This window comes from Paenibacillus sp. FSL R7-0312 (genome assembly GCF_038004445.1).
Classification (GTDB): domain Bacteria; phylum Bacillota; class Bacilli; order Paenibacillales; family Paenibacillaceae; genus Paenibacillus_AQ.
The window spans coordinates 6081737-6098314 of record NZ_JBBORE010000001.1 but is presented as its reverse complement, the minus strand read 5'-3'; the positions used below and the strand labels follow the sequence as shown (position 1 = coordinate 6098314).

Genomic DNA, 16578 nt, shown 5'->3' with positions numbered 1-16578 from the left:
TGTATTTCTACTGCGAACAGCAGTTTAAATCAGGAAATACGAACCTAACAGCGACCGGAAGTCAAACATTCTCTGCAGTCACGGTAAGCCCCATGGATTTTATCCCGGCTCCAGCTATATAGGAATCTACTATAAATAAATCCGGTAGTTTCCGCTCAGCGCCAGCATAGTGAAGAAGTACAGGCAATTGTCATAATACCTGCGCTCCCCGGTGCGCAGCGGAGTATTCCAGAACCGCTTGACGAAAGGTCCGGCATCCGGTCCATCGGCAGCAAGCGAGGCCATAGCCAGGGTTGCCAGCAGGCCGACGGGATGGAGGGAAGGCTCGTCAAACGGCTGTCCGTCAATAGTATAACGCCGGTAATCCGCAGGCTCTATGTCCCGGAAGAACGCCTGAATCCGGTTAGACTGCCCGACCTGCCAAGGGTCACAGCGGAACCATTCATAGTCTAGCCCGATATTGGCGGCGACCCGGTACGCATCGCTGAAGAAATGGCGGAAGTCCCCATGCGGCTGGGGTTCAGCCGGAGTCCCGTCATAATTAGCGTATTCCGGCGACAGACCGGTTTCGGGATGGCAGGCTTTATGCAGATAGGCTCTGCTTTTGGCTGCCGCGTCCTTCCAGAATGCCCGGTCCGCCTCATCCGCCTGGAGAGCGAATAGGTCATAGAAATGCGGCAAATGGTAGGAAGGGTCGCTGAAAGGGGTCTCGGGAATGAACTTAATCAGCCGGGTTGCAGGATCCCACATGGGATCGCCTTCTCCGTCTTCGCCTTTGTGCACACAGGCGCGTAGAATGATTCTGGCCTGCTCAGAATAGTTGAACGGCTCGGCGCCGTCGCCCCAGCGCGCCGACGCAAAGAACAGCGCCATGGCGAAGAACTCTTCACCGTCCGGTGCCGGACCGGGAGACAGCCGCGTGCCGTCCAGCTTGCAGTGCCAGGCGAAATAATCCTTATAGCGGCCTTCCGTATGCTGCATATAGACCTTGGCGAACTTCCAGAGCCGGTCGAATTCCTCCCTTTTATCCATTTGAACTGCCATCATCATCCCATAGGACATGCCTTCGGTACGCACATCGGTATTGCCGGTATCTACGATATATCCCTTATCGTCACCCATAGGATGGTAGATTCGGACCCCGGGAGCGCCATAGAAAAGCTCGTTCCAGGTATCTTCAAGTCTCTGCGCAATGGCCTCGGACGACAGGCCGTTCTCAAGGAACAGGTTTCTGTATTTTTGCGTATAAAAGGAGCCTTCTGTGGTAGTACTCATAATCATCCTCCAGGTAGATCATATTTGCCCAAAGTATAACACAACCGGAGATATAGAGATTAAAGCGTTTTCCTTAAAATTTATAGAGGATTCCGGCGGCCTTCCCATAATCTAAGAATAGATCAATCTTAGGTGTCTATATGTCATGGACTTCGCTTAAGCGGCTTCTCTATACTGATAGGGACATGCTATAAGGTGAACATGAAGGTAAGGGTGATATTCTTATGAATAAGGTGCAGGGTCCTATGAAGCTTACAGTCTATACACGATTGCCGAACCAGGATTACACGGCGTCTCTAAGCAACAGCGTTCATCTTGCCTGTGCAGATGACTCTGGCGAATTTCAGCCCTTGAACCGGAACTATGGCCTATTATTCGCCATGGCTACCGTGGATGAGGACGATGTGATTCATGATAAAGGACTTAAAAATCCCTATGTATTCCCCACATCCGGCGGTGCTTTCGGCATTGTAGCGGTAAGAGTAGATGCCTTGGGGGAGGAAGACGAAGAGAGCAGAGGGCAGATTCTACTGTGGACTTCGCCGGATCTGATCACCTTCGAGTATCAGGGCCTTGTGCCCTTGGACAGGGAGAGGTACGTCCAAGAAGCCGTCTGCGGATTCGACAGCACCAGAGGACAATACGAGATTCGCTGGCAGGATAACGATGGCCGCTGGTATGTGAACCGGCTGGCCGACCTGCGAAAGCCCGAGCTTATTTCGCCGCCGGAACCTGCGGAACCCATTGCGGTAGAGCGGTCGGCTCAACCGCTGCCCGGAACCCGTCCGGGGAATGAGATTACGGTGGATTATGCCATCGGCCATAGAGTACAGAGGGCCTGGACCCCGGTGCATAACACCGGTATCCGCGTGGCAGAGCAGGTCAGTGTCCGCTCTGCCGACGAATTGATAACGGTGAGAGCCACCGCAGTGTACTCTGACGGCTCCACGGCAGACAAGCAGGTAGCCTGGGATACCGAAGGTATTGACTTTACGGTGCCCGGAACCTATACCGTGCATGGTAAGGTAGTCACGCACGACCTTCCGTTCCCCTTGGCAAGCGGCTATGCCGACCCGGTAATCCTCCCTTGGAACGGCAGGTATTATTTCCTTGCCACCAATGATAATGTTGGTGATATCGGCATCTATGTCCGCGTGGCAGATACCTTGCTGGGCTTATTCGCCCCTGGCTTCCAAGAAGCCGTTATTCTGGATCTGAATGAGGAGCTGAATTTCATCCAGACCTTCTGGGCACCGGAATTTCATCTCATCGGCGGCGAGTTGTACATTCTGTTCGCCGTAGGCGGCAAAGTATGGGGGCCGCAGTGCCATCTCATGAAGCTGAACCAGGGCGGCGACATTATGAATGCCGCCGATTGGAGCACTCCAGTCCGGGTGAGACGGATGGACGGTACTCCTTTGACGGAAAACGGCATTACGCTGGATATGACTTATTTCAAGGCAGATGAGACTTCCTGTGTCGTCTGGTCATACCGCAAAGGAATCGGAACGCCGCTGGACACCGGCTCCATGCTGTATATCGCAACCGTTAATGAAGCGGACCCGGCGGTATTAACCAGCGAGCCGGTGCTGCTCTCGCGTCCGCTGCTGGGCTGGGAGAATGTTCAGGGCACGATCAATAACGAAGGACCTTATCCGCTGATTACGGATGATACCGTGTACATTGCTTATTCCGGCGGAGCTGCAACGGGGTATACCTATGCGGTGGGATGGTTAAGCATTCCACGAGGCGGCGATTATCTGGATGCCGGGGCATGGAGCAAAGCCGGTACCCCTGCATTGTCTTACTACTCACTGGAAGAGATCTACGGTCCCGGACACAACTCGTTCTTCCAGGATGTTGACGGCACGGTGCTAGTCCTGTATCACGGGGAAGAGCAGCTGGTGAAGCATGGGACGAGATGCTCGGCGATGCACAGAGTCCATTTTAACAGCGAGGGTAGGCCGCTACTCGATGTAGCCAATGAACGAGATGTACACCCGGATTACGCCGATTGCGTTATACAGGTGACGGTGCAATCTATATAAGAGGTACTAAAGAAATAAACAAAAAGCAAAAGAAGCGGAGGAGAATTTTGGAACTGTAAGAGCGGTAGCGTCCGCCTGAAAGCTTTCCGCAGGAAAGCTACCTCGTAAGCATAAGCTGTCACCGGATTTCCACCGCGAACAGCGGTTCAAATCAAGAAATCTGGGGACAACAGCGGCCGGAAGTCCAAAGTTCACCGCAGTGACGACGAAGCTTCAAGTTCACAACTTAAGTGCATCTTATTCTATATAACAACTAGGAGGACAACAGAAATGACGCAACAACAGGGATTCAATCCGTATCTTCCATCCTGGGAATATATCCCAGATGCTGAACCTTATGTATTTGAAGGCAGAGTGTATGTGTATGGCTCACATGACCGGTTCAACGGACACGCCTTCTGTCTGAATGACTATGCCTGCTGGTCTGCGCCGGAGGACAATCTAGCCGATTGGCAGTATGAAGGTGTGATCTACCGGACTACGGATGACCCGCTGAACCCGGAAGGCAGCATGTGCCTCTACGCACCGGATGTGACGAAGGGCCCGGACGGGCGGTATTATCTCTACTATGTACTGGACAAAGTTCCTGTCGTATCGGTGGCTGTCTGCGACAAGCCGGGCGGCAAATATGAATTCTATGGCTATGTAACCTACGGTGACGGCACGCGTCTGGGCGAACGGGAAGGCGATGAGCCGCAGTTTGACCCGGGGGTATTGACCGAAGGCGATACTACCTACCTGTACACCGGCTTCTGCGGATACGGGGACAAGTCCAGACACGGCGCCATGGCTACCGTGCTGGGTCCTGACATGCTTACGATTATTGAGGAGCCTGTGTTCGTGGCACCAAGCCAGCCATACAGCGAGGGAACCGGATTTGAAGGCTTTGAGTTCTTCGAGGCCCCGTCCATCCGCAAAAGAGGGGATATCTACTACCTGATCTATTCTTCGATCTCGATGCATGAGCTGTGTTATGCGACCAGTAAGCATCCGACCCGGGACTTCGTCTATCAGGGTGTCATTGTAAGCAATTGCGATCTGCATATCGATACGTATAAGCCTGCGGACCAGCCAATGTATTATGGCGGCAATAACCATGGCAGTATCGTAGAAGTTAATGGAGAATGGTATATCTTCTACCATCGCCATACCAACGGCACAGCGTTCTCCCGCCAGGGCTGTATCGAGCGGATTGAATTCTGCGCAGACGGCACAATCCCCCAGGTGGAGATTACCTCCTGCGGTCCGAACGGAGGTCCGCTCGAAGGGCGCGGCGAATATCCGGCGTATCTGGCCTGCCATTTGTTCTGCAAGGATCAGGAGATGTACACCGGAGGTTTCGGCCGGATTGGAGCCTGGATGGACAGCCGTTTCCCGAAGATTACCCAGGACGGCAGAGACGGCGATGAAGAGACAGGATATATTGCCAATATGACCGATTCGGCTACCGCAGGATTCAAATATTTCAATTGTGAAGGGGTTACCCGGGTCTCCATCAAGGTGCGCGGCTATTGCCACGGCGAGTTTGAGGTGAAAGCGGCCTGGGACGGACCTGCACTTGGACGTATCCCGGTAGGGTTCACGAATGTCTGGAAAGAGTACACTACGGAAGTGGAGATTCCAGACGGCATTCAGGCGCTGTATTTCACGTACACCGGCAACGGCGGCGCCCAGTTTGCTTCATTTACGCTGGAATAACCCGGAGAACCTCCTGAATATGGCCTGATACACAAGCAGCACTTGGAAGTTCCCGGGTGCTGCTTTTTGGTTGCTACAAGCAGGAAGCAGGGAGCAAGCCGCATGAGGTAGCTATGCTAAGCGCACCACCGCTACACCCCGGAAGAATAACGGGCCTTATAGTCCGAAGGCGTCATGTTCATATAATGCCTGAACCACTTCGAGAAGTAGCTGACATGCTGATAGCCCGACTCAAGTGCAGCCTCCAGCACGTTGTATGATCCGCTGCGGAGCAGACTGGCCGCCTGGCTGATGCGGATATAGTTCAGATATTCCATCGGGCGCATACCGGTCTGGGCTTTGAAAAACTTGCAGAAATGCGAGCGGCTAAGTGATACGACAGAGGCAAGCTGATCCAAATCCAGTCTGTCACGGGAATGCTCCTCCATATAGCTAAGCACTTCCCTGATTTGCCGGTTGTATTCGCGACCTTGACGGGGTTCCAGCTCCGGATTCTTCCCGGTCAGCCCGTATTGATGGCTGTCTGCAATGAGCAGCAGCAGGAGAGCCTTCAAGCTCAGTTCATACCCCACAGACTGATGCTCATAGCGGTTCAGCAGCTCTTTTACCAGATCGAGCAGTGAAATATGGGTATCATCCGCAGCAGATAACAAGGCAGGCAGCCGGGTTGTCCCCTGCATTAGAGGGTCCAGGAACAGCTCCTGCACCCGGTCCGGATACGGTGAAGACAGCCAGGAGCATTTGAACACGATGGAGTAGTAGCAGGTGCCTCCGGAGACAGTATCCATGCCTGAATGAAGTTCTCCCGGGTGAACAATCAGGGCATCGCCTGCCTGAATGGTGAACTCCCGGCTCTCGACATAGAAGGTAGCCCGGCCCTCCGCTAAATAGATGATCTCCATTTCGTTATGCCAATGCACGGGAAGAATCGAATGAACGCGGTCCTGATGCTCCACCCGGTAGATATGAAGCGGGAATTCAGGCTGACCATGCAGCTTGTTCTCGCGGTAACGGTGTTCGTACATGATTACCTCCTGCTAATCGTAATATTGTGTCTATAAAGCGCAAATATATGTTAGATAACGGCTATAAATAATAATATCATTATAATCAAAGGAAGTCTTAATGAAGGGTGGAACCATTGTGAAACTGATTGCTATACACTCCGGTACAGATGGCGTAAGGCTGGAGACTACAGAGGGGATTATGCATATCGCTATGTATACGCCGGGCATCGCCAGAATCCGGTATACTCTCAATGCAGAGCTAAGCGGGAAAGAGAGTCTTATGGTGGTGAGCCGCCCGGAGGCAGATAGTGTAGAGTGGAAGGTCACAGATCTGACCGGCCATCTGGAAATATCAACAGCACTGCTTACGATTCAAGTGGACAAACAGACCTGTGCATTCAGCTATAGGGATTCGAATGGCAGACTGCTGACACGGGAGCCGTCCAGAGGCGGCAAGACCCTGGAGCGGACAGAGGTCTATCATACGGTCTTCGATGCTTCGTCCGAGACGGTTGAGACCGGTCAGGGGGCCGATGGTCTGCGCGCGAGAGCCGAAGGGGTCAACCGCAGGCTGGACAGAGAAGCTTGTCATACGAAGCTGGAATTTGAATGGCAGGAAGGTGAAGCCCTGTATGGACTTGGCTCCCACGAAGAAGGGATGATGAACCTCCGGGGCCGGCAGCAATACTTGTACCAGCAGAATATGAAAGCGGTTGTTCCGGTGCTTGTGTCTACGCGCGGCTACGGGATTCTGGTAGATTCCGGGTCGTACATGACCTTCCATGATGATGCCTTTGGCTCCTACCTCTGGAGTGATGTTGATGAAGAAATGAATTATTATTTCATTTACGGGCCGGAGTTCGATCAGATTACCGGGGGAATCCGTTACCTGACCGGAGAAGCGCCAATGCTTCCCAAGTGGTCCTTCGGTTATGTACAGTCCAAGGAAAGGTACATCTCCCAGGCAGAACTCATTGCCACTGTGCAGGAGTATCGTGAGCGGTCGCTTCCCCTTGATTGTATCGTGCTCGACTGGCAGTCCTGGACGGGGAATCTGTGGGGGCAAAAGACCTTCGATCCCGAACGTTTCCCTGACCCCTCGCAGATGATGAACAGCCTGCACGCCATGAATGCCAAGCTCATGGTATCGATCTGGCCGATTATGGGCGCAGGCGGGGCCAACCATGAGGAGATGAACGAACGCGGCTTCCTTCTCGGCAATCAGGCCACCTATGACGCCTTCCGCGCGGAGGCACGCGAATTGTACTGGAAGCAGGCCAATGACGGGCTGTTCTCCCACGGAGTCGATGCCTGGTGGTGCGATTGCACCGAGCCGTTTGAAGCGGACTGGAAGGGAGCGGTGAAGCCGGAGCCAGAGCAGCGCCTGCTGATCAACACCTCGGAATCCAAACGTTATCTCGATCCGGGGCTGATCAATGCCTATTCCATGCAGCACTCCAAAGGTATCTATGAAGGCCAGCGTGCAGCGACCTCAGAGAAACGGGTGATCAATCTGACTCGCTCCGCCTTTGCGGGGCAGCACCGGTACGGCACGATTACATGGTCAGGCGATATCGCCGCCAATTGGGAGACGCTGAGGAAGCAGATTGCCGACGGCCTTAACTTCTGCCTTACAGGTTCTCCGTATTGGACACTGGATATCGGTGCTTTTTTCGTGAAGAAGCAGAAGGAGCAATGGTTCTGGAACGGGGATTATGACGAAGGCGTCGCCGATCTCGGATACCGTGAGCTGTACGTCCGCTGGTTCCAGCTAGGGGCCTTCCTGCCGATGTTCCGTTCCCATGGGACGGATACGCCAAGAGAGGTGTGGCAGTTCGGAGAAGAGGGAGAGCCGATGTACGATACACTTGTGAAATATCTGAAGCTCCGGTACAGGCTGATGCCTTACATCTACTCACTGGCCGGTGCCGTCGCACACCGCAGCTATACCCTGTTCCGGGCGCTAGCCTTCGACTACCGGGAAGATGTGCAGGTCCATTCGATCGGTGACCAGTTCATGTTCGGTCCGGCCTTCATGGTAGCTCCTGTAACGGAGGCAATGTATTACGGTCCCGGCTCGCGTGAGCTTGAGGGAATCAGTAAGCAGCGCAGTGTCTACCTCCCTGCAGGGGAATGGTACGATTACTGGAGCGATGAACGGATGGAAGGCGGCCTGACGATTGAAGCCAAGGCCGACCTGGAGACAATTCCGCTCTTCGTCCGCGCCGGTTCGATTGTTCCACTTGGCCCGGAAGTTCAATATACGGATGAACAGCCGGATGCTGTGATTGGCCTCAAGGTATACGGCGGTAAGGATACGTCCTTCACCCTGTATGAAGATGAAGGGGATAATTACAATTATGAGCACGGCTCCTATTCCATGATCTTGATGACCTGGAGCGAAGCGGACCGTAGCTTAACCATTGGGAAGCGGTCAGGAGAGTATGCCGGTATGCAGGCGGTAAGACAATTTACTGTCGAGATCGCCGGACATGCCGGAAGCTGTATCGTAACTTATGAGGGAGAAGCTGTAACCATCCGGGAAGCAGACCTGCACCTCTGAATTTGAATCCCTCAATGAGTTCTGCTGTTTCTCCGGTAGGCAGCCGGTGTCACTTTGGTAATCCTCTTGAACGTACGGTAGAAATGGGGCATACTCTCGAAGCCGCAGGCCATGGCAATCTGCTCGATCGTGCCGCTGGATTGCAGCAGGCTGTCCTTGGCGGCAAAAATCCGTTTGGTCGCAATGTAATCCGTCACATTCATCCCCAGACGCTGCTTAAAGACCCGGCTGAAGTGGGCCGGAGAGATCGCCGCCCGCCCTGCCAAAGAGGCCAGCTCCAGCGGCTGATCCAGGTGATCGTTGATATAGCTGAGCGCCTCACGGAACCAGTCCGGCAGCAAGGCGCTTGAGGTTTCCGGCTCGGCGGCCTGCGGCAGGCAGTAGCGGTTCAAGTGAAGCAGTGTGAGATGGAGCAGCAGCGTCAGGGCTTGTCCGCCGTCCGGGTGGCTCTGCTCCCGTTCACTGTGGATTGCATCGATATCGTTCTGTAAAATTCCGGCGTGTTCAGGTGATAGGGTATACTTGTACTGCTTGTTCTTCTTGGCAGCGTCAAACAGCTTCAGATAAGCATAGGACTCGCTGTAGGTGTGGTTAAGAACAAGACCCGGGCTGAAAAATACAGCGGAGGAGGTCACCGGCTCCTCGTTGTCGGGAAATCCCCGGTGCACCGTGTTTCCGGGAACAACGATAACGTCGCCCTGGCGCATTTCATAAAAGGTCTGATCAATGAAAAAGCTTCCTTTGCCGCCGTACACGTATATGATTTCGTACCAGTCATGCTGATGGTCGGGCAGCTCGCGCTGCGGGCTTTTGGTTTCCTTGTAGTCCAGAAGCAGAGTGAACGGCATTTCGTTGCCGAAATGCTTGCGGATCGGTTCCATGACGCGGCCTCCTTAGCCAAATCTATCAATTCTTATTCTAATCATATCAAAATAAGGTATAGATTTGTTTGTTTAAGCTATTTTTATTCCTTTATCGGGTGTTTAAAATAAGGTGGAATGGAGGTGCTGTGATGTATATAGATGCTCATCAGCATTATTGGAAGATAGACAGGGACGATTACGGATGGATTACGCCGGACATTCCGGTGCTGTTCCGCGATTATCTGCCCGCCGATCTTGAACCGCATTTGCACAAGCACGGGATTAGCCACACGATTGTGGTACAGGCCGCGCCTACCGTGGAAGAGACGGAATACATCCTGGGACTGAGTGAACAGTCGGATTCCATAGCGGGTGTGATAGGCTGGCTGGACCTTGCGAGTCCGTCCTTCCGTGAGCAATATCAGCAGCTTCGCGGGCACCGGAAGTTCACCGGTCTTCGCGTGATGATCCAGGAGATGGAGGACCCCGGCCTGCTTTTGACCCGTCCATATATAGAAGCGCTCTCATTTCTTGCGGACGAGGATCTACCCGTTGATCTGCTGGTTCTTGCAGATCAGCTTCCGCAGCTTATAGAGCTGCTGGATCGGGTTCCGGGTCTAAGAGGGGTCATCGACCATTTAGCCAAGCCTAAGGTTGCAGCGGGTCAATTAGAGCCGTGGCGAAGCCGGATGTCGGAGATTGCGAAGCACCCAAATATCTGCTGCAAGCTGTCGGGAATGGTAACGGAAGCCGGTCCGGAGGGCTGGACACAGGAGGATTTCACAGCTTATATCCATGCGGTGCTGGAGCTATTCGGACCGGAGCGCGTGATGTTCGGCAGCGATTGGCCTGTATGCCTGATGGCGGCAACCTATGATGAGGTCCTTCAGATCTTGCGCACGGCACTGCAGGAACGGCTGTCGCCGGAAGAGATGGAGCCGGTCTTTGGAGCGAATGCAGTGAGATTTTACAAGTTGGATTCACTATAGTAAGAAGCACTAAAGTGCTGACTCAGCTTCAAGTTCAAATGTTAAGTGCAATATCAAACTACAGGAGGTAGAACGCTATGAAATACAGAAAGCTGGGGAATACAGGGCTGGATGTCTCCGTATTAAGCTACGGGGCATCATCGCTGGGAAGCGTATTCCGGGATGTTCCCAAGGAAGAAGGAATCCGTACGGTTCACACGGCGCTTGATATGGGGATTAACCTCATCGACGTCTCTCCTTACTACGGCCTGACGAAAGCGGAGACCGTTCTGGGAGAAGCGCTGCAGACTGTTCCGCGGGACCGCTACATCCTGAGTACGAAGGCCGGACGTTATGGCTCGGATGAGTTTGATTTCTCCAGAGAGCGGATTATCCGCAGCGCCGAAGAGAGTATGGGCCGTCTGGGAACGGACTATATAGATATTTTGCTGCTGCATGATATTGAATTCGGCTCTCTGGAACAGGTGATGGAAGAGGGGATTCCAGCGCTTGAGGAGTTGAAGCAATCCGGGAAAATCCGTTATTTCGGCGTGACCGGCCTGCCTCTTCCTATCTTCGAGACCGTGTTGTCGCGGACCGCCCTGGATGTCATCCTGTCCTACTGTCACTATTCGCTGAATGACACCACGCTGCTTCAGCTCCTTCCGCTGCTGGAGAGCTGCGGCACAGGACTAATCAATGCCTCGCCTATCTCCATGGGTCTGCTCAGCAACCGTAAAGTGCCTGACTGGCATCCGGCGAGTGCGGAGATCCAGGCCGCGTGTCAGCGTGCCGCCGAATATTGCCGGGACAAGGGAGAGGACATCGCCAAGCTGGCGGTCCAGTTCTCTACTGCGAATGAACAGATTCCGACAACACTTGTAAGCACTGCGACACCGGAGAATATCCGCAACAATATTAAATGGACGGATGAGCCGATGGATGAACAATTACTGGCGGAAGTACGGGACATTCTGAAGCCTGTCGACGGTGCAACCTGGCCGAGCGGCCAGCCGGAGTGGAACGTAGCTCAAGGCCGGAACGGGGAGCGAATATAATGAAGGGAATTATTTGTGAGGAGATCGGGAAGTTCGTATACCGGGAAGATCTGCCGGAGCCGGAGCTTCAGGTCGGAGAAGCCATTGTAAGTATCCGGCGGATCGGAATCTGCGGCACAGACCTGCATGCCTACCGGGGTAATCAGCCTTATTTCACTTATCCGCGTGTGCTTGGACATGAGCTGTCCGGGACGATTGAGCGCATTGGCGACAACCCGCAAGGGCTGCGGGCCGGTGATCAGGTAAGTGTGATTCCTTATCTGCATTGCGGGCAATGCCGGGCCTGTCTGAGCGGCAAAACGAACTGCTGTCAGAAAATGAGAGTGTTCGGTGTCCATTTGGACGGCGGAATGCGGGAGCGGGTGAGCTTACCTGTAGGCAATCTATTGAAGACAGACGGACTGACGCTGGATCAGGCGGCCATGCTGGAGCCCCTGGCTATCGGCGCACATGCCGTCCGGCGCTCAGGTCTGGGATCAGGCGATCAGGTGCTGGTTATCGGAGCCGGTCCTATCGGACTGGGCGTGATGGCGATGGCCAGATATGCCGGTGCGAAGGTGATCGCGATGGATGTCAACGATGAACGCCTGGAATTCTGCAAGGGCTGGGCGCAGGCGGAGCATACCGTGAGTGCCTTGCGCGAACCGAAGGAGAAGCTATCCGGGTTGACAGAAGGCAACTTCCTGCCTTATGTCATTGATTCCACCGGCAACATCTCCTCGATGGAGGGGGCCTTTGGCCTGGTTGGCCATGGAGGAACATTGACTTATGTTGGCTTGGTCAAAGGGAATATAACCTTTAATGATCCAGATTTCCATGCGCGGGAAATGACCGTGCAGGGCAGCAGAAATGCGACCCGGGAGGATTTTGAACAGGTGATTCGGGCCATTACTGACGGTTATATTGATGTAGACAGCTATATTTCCCACCGCTGCTCATTCGAAGATATGACCGGCCAGTTCGAGAGCTGGCTGAATCCGGAGTCCAAGGTAATTAAGGCACTGGTGGAGCTGGATTAAATGCGAAGGAGCGGAATAAGCGATGACAAGCATGGAACAGAGCCAGCGGTTATGGTACAGTGAACCGGCGCAGGAATGGAATGAGGCGTTGCCAATTGGCAACGGGCGTCTCGGAGCCATGATCTTCGGCAAGGTAGCCGAGGAGAAGCTGCAGCTCAATGAGGATTCCGTATGGTACGGAGGTCCACGTGACCGCAACAACGAAGACGCGCTGCCTCATCTGCCCAAGCTCCGCAAGCTGATCCTTGAGGGGAAGCTGAAGGAGGCGGAGGAACTCGCCGCGATGACGATGACGGGGCTGCCGGAAGCGCAGCGCCATTATCTGCCGCTGGGCGAGCTGCTGCTGTCGTTCGGCGGGCATGAGCAGCCGGCTGCGGATTATAGACGGGAGCTTGATTTGGAGCGCGGCGTATCCCGGGTGAGCTATTCAACCGGAGGGGTCCGGTATACCCGTGAGCTGTTTGCGAGCTTCCCGGATCAGGCCTTAGTGGTTCGGTTGACCTCCGACCGGAAGAATGGAATATCTCTGAAGGCGAGATTCAACCGTCACAACTGGAGATACCTGGAGAAGACGGAGAAGTGGCAGGACCATGGACTCGTGATGGGCGGAGAATGCGGAGGCCGAGGAGGCAGCTCCTTCGCTGCCGTACTGAAGGCAGTTACGGAAGACGGCACCTGCCGCAACATCGGAGAATATCTGCTTGTGGAGGGGGCAAGCTCGGTTACGCTGCTCCTTGCCGCAGGAACCACATTCCGCCATCCCGATCCGGCGCTGCACGCCAAAAGGCAGCTTGAAGAACTGAGCCGGGTCTCTTATGAAGAGCTGCTGGCACGTCATGTTGCGGATTACCGCGGCTTGTATGGGCGGGTTGAACTGACGCTCCCGGAGAACCCGCAGCTACACGGGCTGTCGACCGGCGAACGGCTAAAGCGGTTTCAGCAGGGGGAGGAGGATCACGGGCTGCTCACAACCTATTTCCAGTATGGCCGTTATTTGCTGATTTCCTCCAGCCGTCCAGGTTCCTTGCCAGCGAATCTGCAGGGAATCTGGAATGACAGCTTCACCCCGGCCTGGGACAGCAAATTCACGATCAATATCAACGCGCAAATGAATTACTGGCCTGCTGAAATCTGCAATCTTGCAGAATGCCATGAGCCACTGTTCGATTTGATTGAACGGCTGCGGGAGCCGGGACGGGTGACGGCCAGGGTGATGTACGGCTGCGGAGGCTTCACGGCACATCACAATACGGACATCTGGGCGGATACCGCTCCGCAGGATTCCTATCTGCCGGCGTCCTTCTGGCCGCTGGGCGCGGCCTGGCTGTGCTTGCATATGTGGGAACATTACCAGTTCAGCCAGGACCGTTATTATCTGGTTCAGGCGTACGATACCATGAAGGAGTCTGCGCAATTCCTGCTGGATTATCTCATAGAGGATGAGGCTGGCCGGTTGATTACCTGCCCGTCCGTCTCGCCGGAGAATACGTATCAACTGCCTGGCGGGGAATCGGGTGTGCTGTGCGCCGGGGCCTCCATGGACTTCCAGATCATTGAAGCGTTGTTCAAGGCCTGCATCCGCAGTGCGGAAATTATCGGCCGGGATGAGGCGTTCCGCGAAGAACTGCTCTCTGCGCTGGAGCATCTGCCTGGACCGCAAATCGGGAAATACGGCCAGATTCAGGAGTGGATGGAGGATTACGAAGAGGTGGAGCCGGGACACCGTCATATCTCCCATCTGTTCGCCTTATACCCCGGGGATGCCTTCACGGTGGAGCATACGCCGGAGCTGGCGGCAGCAGCCCGGACTACACTGGAGCGCAGACTTGCAAGCGGCGGCGGACACACCGGCTGGAGCCGGGCCTGGATCATTAACTTCTGGGCCAGACTGCAGGATGAGAGCAAAGCCTACACGAATGTAAGGGCATTGCTGGAGCATTCGACCCTGCCTAATCTGTTCGATAACCATCCGCCGTTCCAGATTGACGGGAATTTCGGAGGAACCGCGGGAATTGCCGAGATGCTGCTGCAGAGTCACACGGATCGCATCAGACTGCTGCCCGCGCTGCCTGCAAGCTGGAGTGAGGGCAGTGTGAAGGGTCTGCGGGCAAGAGGCGGCTATACCCTTGACTTCACGTGGGCCGATGGAGTCGTTACGGAAGCGGTAGTATCATGTACCGTATCCGGTCCATGCCGGATCGAAGGCCCGGGTCTGGATTCCGTTTCGTTCGCAGGGGAAGCGGGAAGCTCTTATACATTTACCCGGTAAGCATGGACCGGAAGCTCCCTGAGTTGATGTTTATGGAAGATTGCGGTAACAGGATACTGACAGAGTGGATGATTATAAAAGATTGTGCTGGGGATTGGCGCATTTGCGCCAATCCTTTTCTGTGTTTGTGCAGGAAATTCTGCTTATAAAATAGACCCGCCGAAAGTCGGCAATGCGCAGGAATGAAGGGGATAAATCCCACTAATTCCGCCGAAAGTCGGCAATAGGTAGAAATGAGGAGCAAAAGTGCCCCTGAATCCGCCGAAAGTGGGCGATAGGAAGAAATGAGGAGCAAAAGTGCCCCTGAATCCGCCGAAAGTGGGCGATAGGAAGAAATGAGGAGCAAAAGTGCCCCTGATTCCGCCGAAAGTGGGCGATAGGAAGAAATGAGGAGCAAAACGGTGCGACCCCCTTATCCCGGAGTCCTCCGTATAAAATCAGTACTTGTCGTAGACATGCTCTTTATTTCGCTTTTTCTCTCGGCCAGAAGAAGCTGGAGCGGTCTTCTAGAGTCAGGACCCACTCCGCAAAGGTAGCTGGCGGCATGTTACGAAGGCTCGTATGCATTCTGCGATTGTTGTAAAAGTCCATGTACCGGTCCACCGCTTCATAGGCCTCTTCGAACGTGTCGAATGCCTCTTTGCGGAACAAATCCCGATCGATATTACTGTGGAACGATTCAATAAAAGCATTTAAATCCGGCGTTCGAGGCGGAATGCGTTCATGGGTCATTTCCCAGCTTTCACACATGTCGCCAAACAGGTGGCTGACGAACTGTGGTCCGTTGTCGGTGCGAATCACCGGACGTGCGCTGTCAGGGGCGCAGTGTTGCTCCATGGCGCGTCCCAGCGTCTGGCAGGCATGCTTCGCCTCACACGACGATCCCCGGTGGTAGCCGACGATGACACGGGTAAACACATCGATAATGCTCAGGACAAAGAAGTGCCTGTCACGGCCCACCACGTAACCGTACTTAATGTCCATCTGCCAGAGTTGGCCCGCTCCGGTAATGAACCGGTTCTCCGGCAGCTTCCGGGGATGCTTAAAGCGCTTCTGACGCTGGGGCTGCAGGATCTCCAGCGCCTGACACAGCCGGTAGCTTTTCTTGTGATTGAGCTTCAACCGGTGCTGGTTCCACAAGCACTTGGCCAGCAGTTTGTACCCGTACACGTGCTCTTCTCCAGCGATTAATTCCAGCAGCCATTCCTGGATTTCCTCGTCGCTAATCTTCTCGCCAGACTCGTTCAAGGAGTAGCCTGGCTGGGGCCTTCCACGCCCCCTTGAACGGCTGTTGGGGACAGTGACCTGCGTTTCTTACGGTCGTAGTACGTGGACTCCGCTAGCCCTATGAGACGCAGCACTAAGGCCGCTGTATTCCCCTGCTTAATGAACATGTCGGCTACCTCGATTTTTTCGGATAAGCAGGGATTGGCTTTTTTAGCAGTTCACGGAGAATCTCAATCTCTAACTCCTTTTCGCCGAGCATCTTGACGGCCTTCTCGTATTTCTGCTCCACTTCCAGCAGGCGCTTCAGTTCCTCCACCTGCTCCTGGGGATACGGATGATCTTGTTCCCCATGGGCCCCTCGGTAGTCTCTCACCCACTGATTCACCGTCGCTGGGGTCACCCCATATTTCCGGGCAACCACCGCTGCCTTTATGCCAGACAACACCTCTTGCGCTGCCTTCTCTCTTGTTCCTGTTAGGTGTCCCATTGTGCTCCTCCTCCTCTTGTATTCAGTCTACATTTTTGTGGGGGAGGACTCCAACTTCTTTAGGGGGCTGTGGAGAAAAGTGCCCCTGAATCCGCC

Annotated in this window: 12 protein-coding genes; 7 read left to right on the top strand and 5 right to left on the bottom strand. The window is 54.3% G+C overall.

Annotated elements, in window-relative coordinates; translation table 11 throughout:
• Positions 1–129: 129 nt before the first annotated feature.
• The gene (locus MKX70_RS26840) at positions 130–1275 is read right to left on the bottom strand and encodes a glycosyl hydrolase family 8 (RefSeq protein ID WP_042235152.1); all 1146 of its coding nucleotides are present in this window, start codon (positions 1273–1275) and stop codon (positions 130–132) included.
• Between the two features lie 224 nt (positions 1276–1499).
• Between MKX70_RS26840 and MKX70_RS26835 the strand changes: the two genes are divergently transcribed.
• Both MKX70_RS26835 and MKX70_RS26830 read left to right on the top strand, forming a co-directional pair.
• Entirely contained in the window at positions 1500–3323 is a 1824-nt protein-coding gene (locus MKX70_RS26835; RefSeq protein WP_340841214.1) for a family 43 glycosylhydrolase, read from the top strand.
• Between the two features lie 270 nt (positions 3324–3593).
• Positions 3594–5021, top strand: a complete 1428-nt coding sequence (locus MKX70_RS26830) for a family 43 glycosylhydrolase (protein WP_042235155.1) — start codon at positions 3594–3596, stop codon at positions 5019–5021.
• A gap of 131 nt (positions 5022–5152) precedes the next feature.
• On the opposite strand, the gene MKX70_RS26825 is transcribed toward MKX70_RS26830, so the two are convergent.
• The gene (locus tag MKX70_RS26825) at positions 5153–6046 is read right to left on the bottom strand and encodes a helix-turn-helix transcriptional regulator (protein WP_042235157.1); all 894 of its coding nucleotides are present in this window, start codon (positions 6044–6046) and stop codon (positions 5153–5155) included.
• 100 nt (positions 6047–6146) lie between these two features.
• Between MKX70_RS26825 and MKX70_RS26820 the strand changes: the two genes are divergently transcribed.
• Positions 6147–8591: a glycoside hydrolase family 31 protein gene (locus MKX70_RS26820; RefSeq protein WP_340841213.1), complete on the top strand. Its 2445-nt coding sequence runs from the start codon at positions 6147–6149 to the stop codon at positions 8589–8591.
• An 11-nt stretch (positions 8592–8602) separates the two neighbouring features.
• Here the strand turns inward: MKX70_RS26820 and MKX70_RS26815 are convergent, their stop codons facing one another.
• Entirely contained in the window at positions 8603–9472 is an 870-nt protein-coding gene (locus MKX70_RS26815; RefSeq protein ID WP_042235159.1) for an AraC family transcriptional regulator, read from the bottom strand.
• 131 nt (positions 9473–9603) lie between these two features.
• Between MKX70_RS26815 and MKX70_RS26810 the strand changes: the two genes are divergently transcribed.
• From MKX70_RS26810 to MKX70_RS26795, 4 genes are all read left to right on the top strand, one after another.
• Positions 9604–10443, top strand: coding sequence for an amidohydrolase family protein (locus MKX70_RS26810; RefSeq protein ID WP_042235161.1), 840 nt, complete (start codon positions 9604–9606; stop codon positions 10441–10443).
• A 77-nt stretch (positions 10444–10520) separates the two neighbouring features.
• On the top strand, positions 10521–11480 hold the full coding sequence (locus MKX70_RS26805; protein ID WP_340788071.1) for an aldo/keto reductase: 960 nt from the start codon (positions 10521–10523) through the stop codon (positions 11478–11480).
• On the top strand, positions 11480–12499 hold the full coding sequence (locus tag MKX70_RS26800; RefSeq protein ID WP_042235165.1) for a zinc-binding alcohol dehydrogenase family protein: 1020 nt from the start codon (positions 11480–11482) through the stop codon (positions 12497–12499). The genes MKX70_RS26805 and MKX70_RS26800 overlap by 1 nt, the downstream gene beginning before the upstream one ends.
• A gap of 31 nt (positions 12500–12530) precedes the next feature.
• Positions 12531–14768 (top strand): glycoside hydrolase family 95 protein, encoded by a 2238-nt coding sequence (locus tag MKX70_RS26795; RefSeq protein ID WP_445323718.1) that lies wholly within the window; start codon positions 12531–12533, stop codon positions 14766–14768.
• A 462-nt stretch (positions 14769–15230) separates the two neighbouring features.
• Here the strand turns inward: MKX70_RS26795 and MKX70_RS26790 are convergent, their stop codons facing one another.
• Both MKX70_RS26790 and MKX70_RS26785 read right to left on the bottom strand, forming a co-directional pair.
• Positions 15231–16016 (bottom strand): IS3 family transposase, encoded by a 786-nt coding sequence (locus tag MKX70_RS26790; RefSeq protein WP_340841211.1) that lies wholly within the window; start codon positions 16014–16016, stop codon positions 15231–15233.
• A 151-nt stretch (positions 16017–16167) separates the two neighbouring features.
• The gene (locus MKX70_RS26785) at positions 16168–16482 is read right to left on the bottom strand and encodes a helix-turn-helix domain-containing protein (RefSeq protein WP_340841210.1); all 315 of its coding nucleotides are present in this window, start codon (positions 16480–16482) and stop codon (positions 16168–16170) included.
• Positions 16483–16578 lie beyond the last annotated feature (96 nt).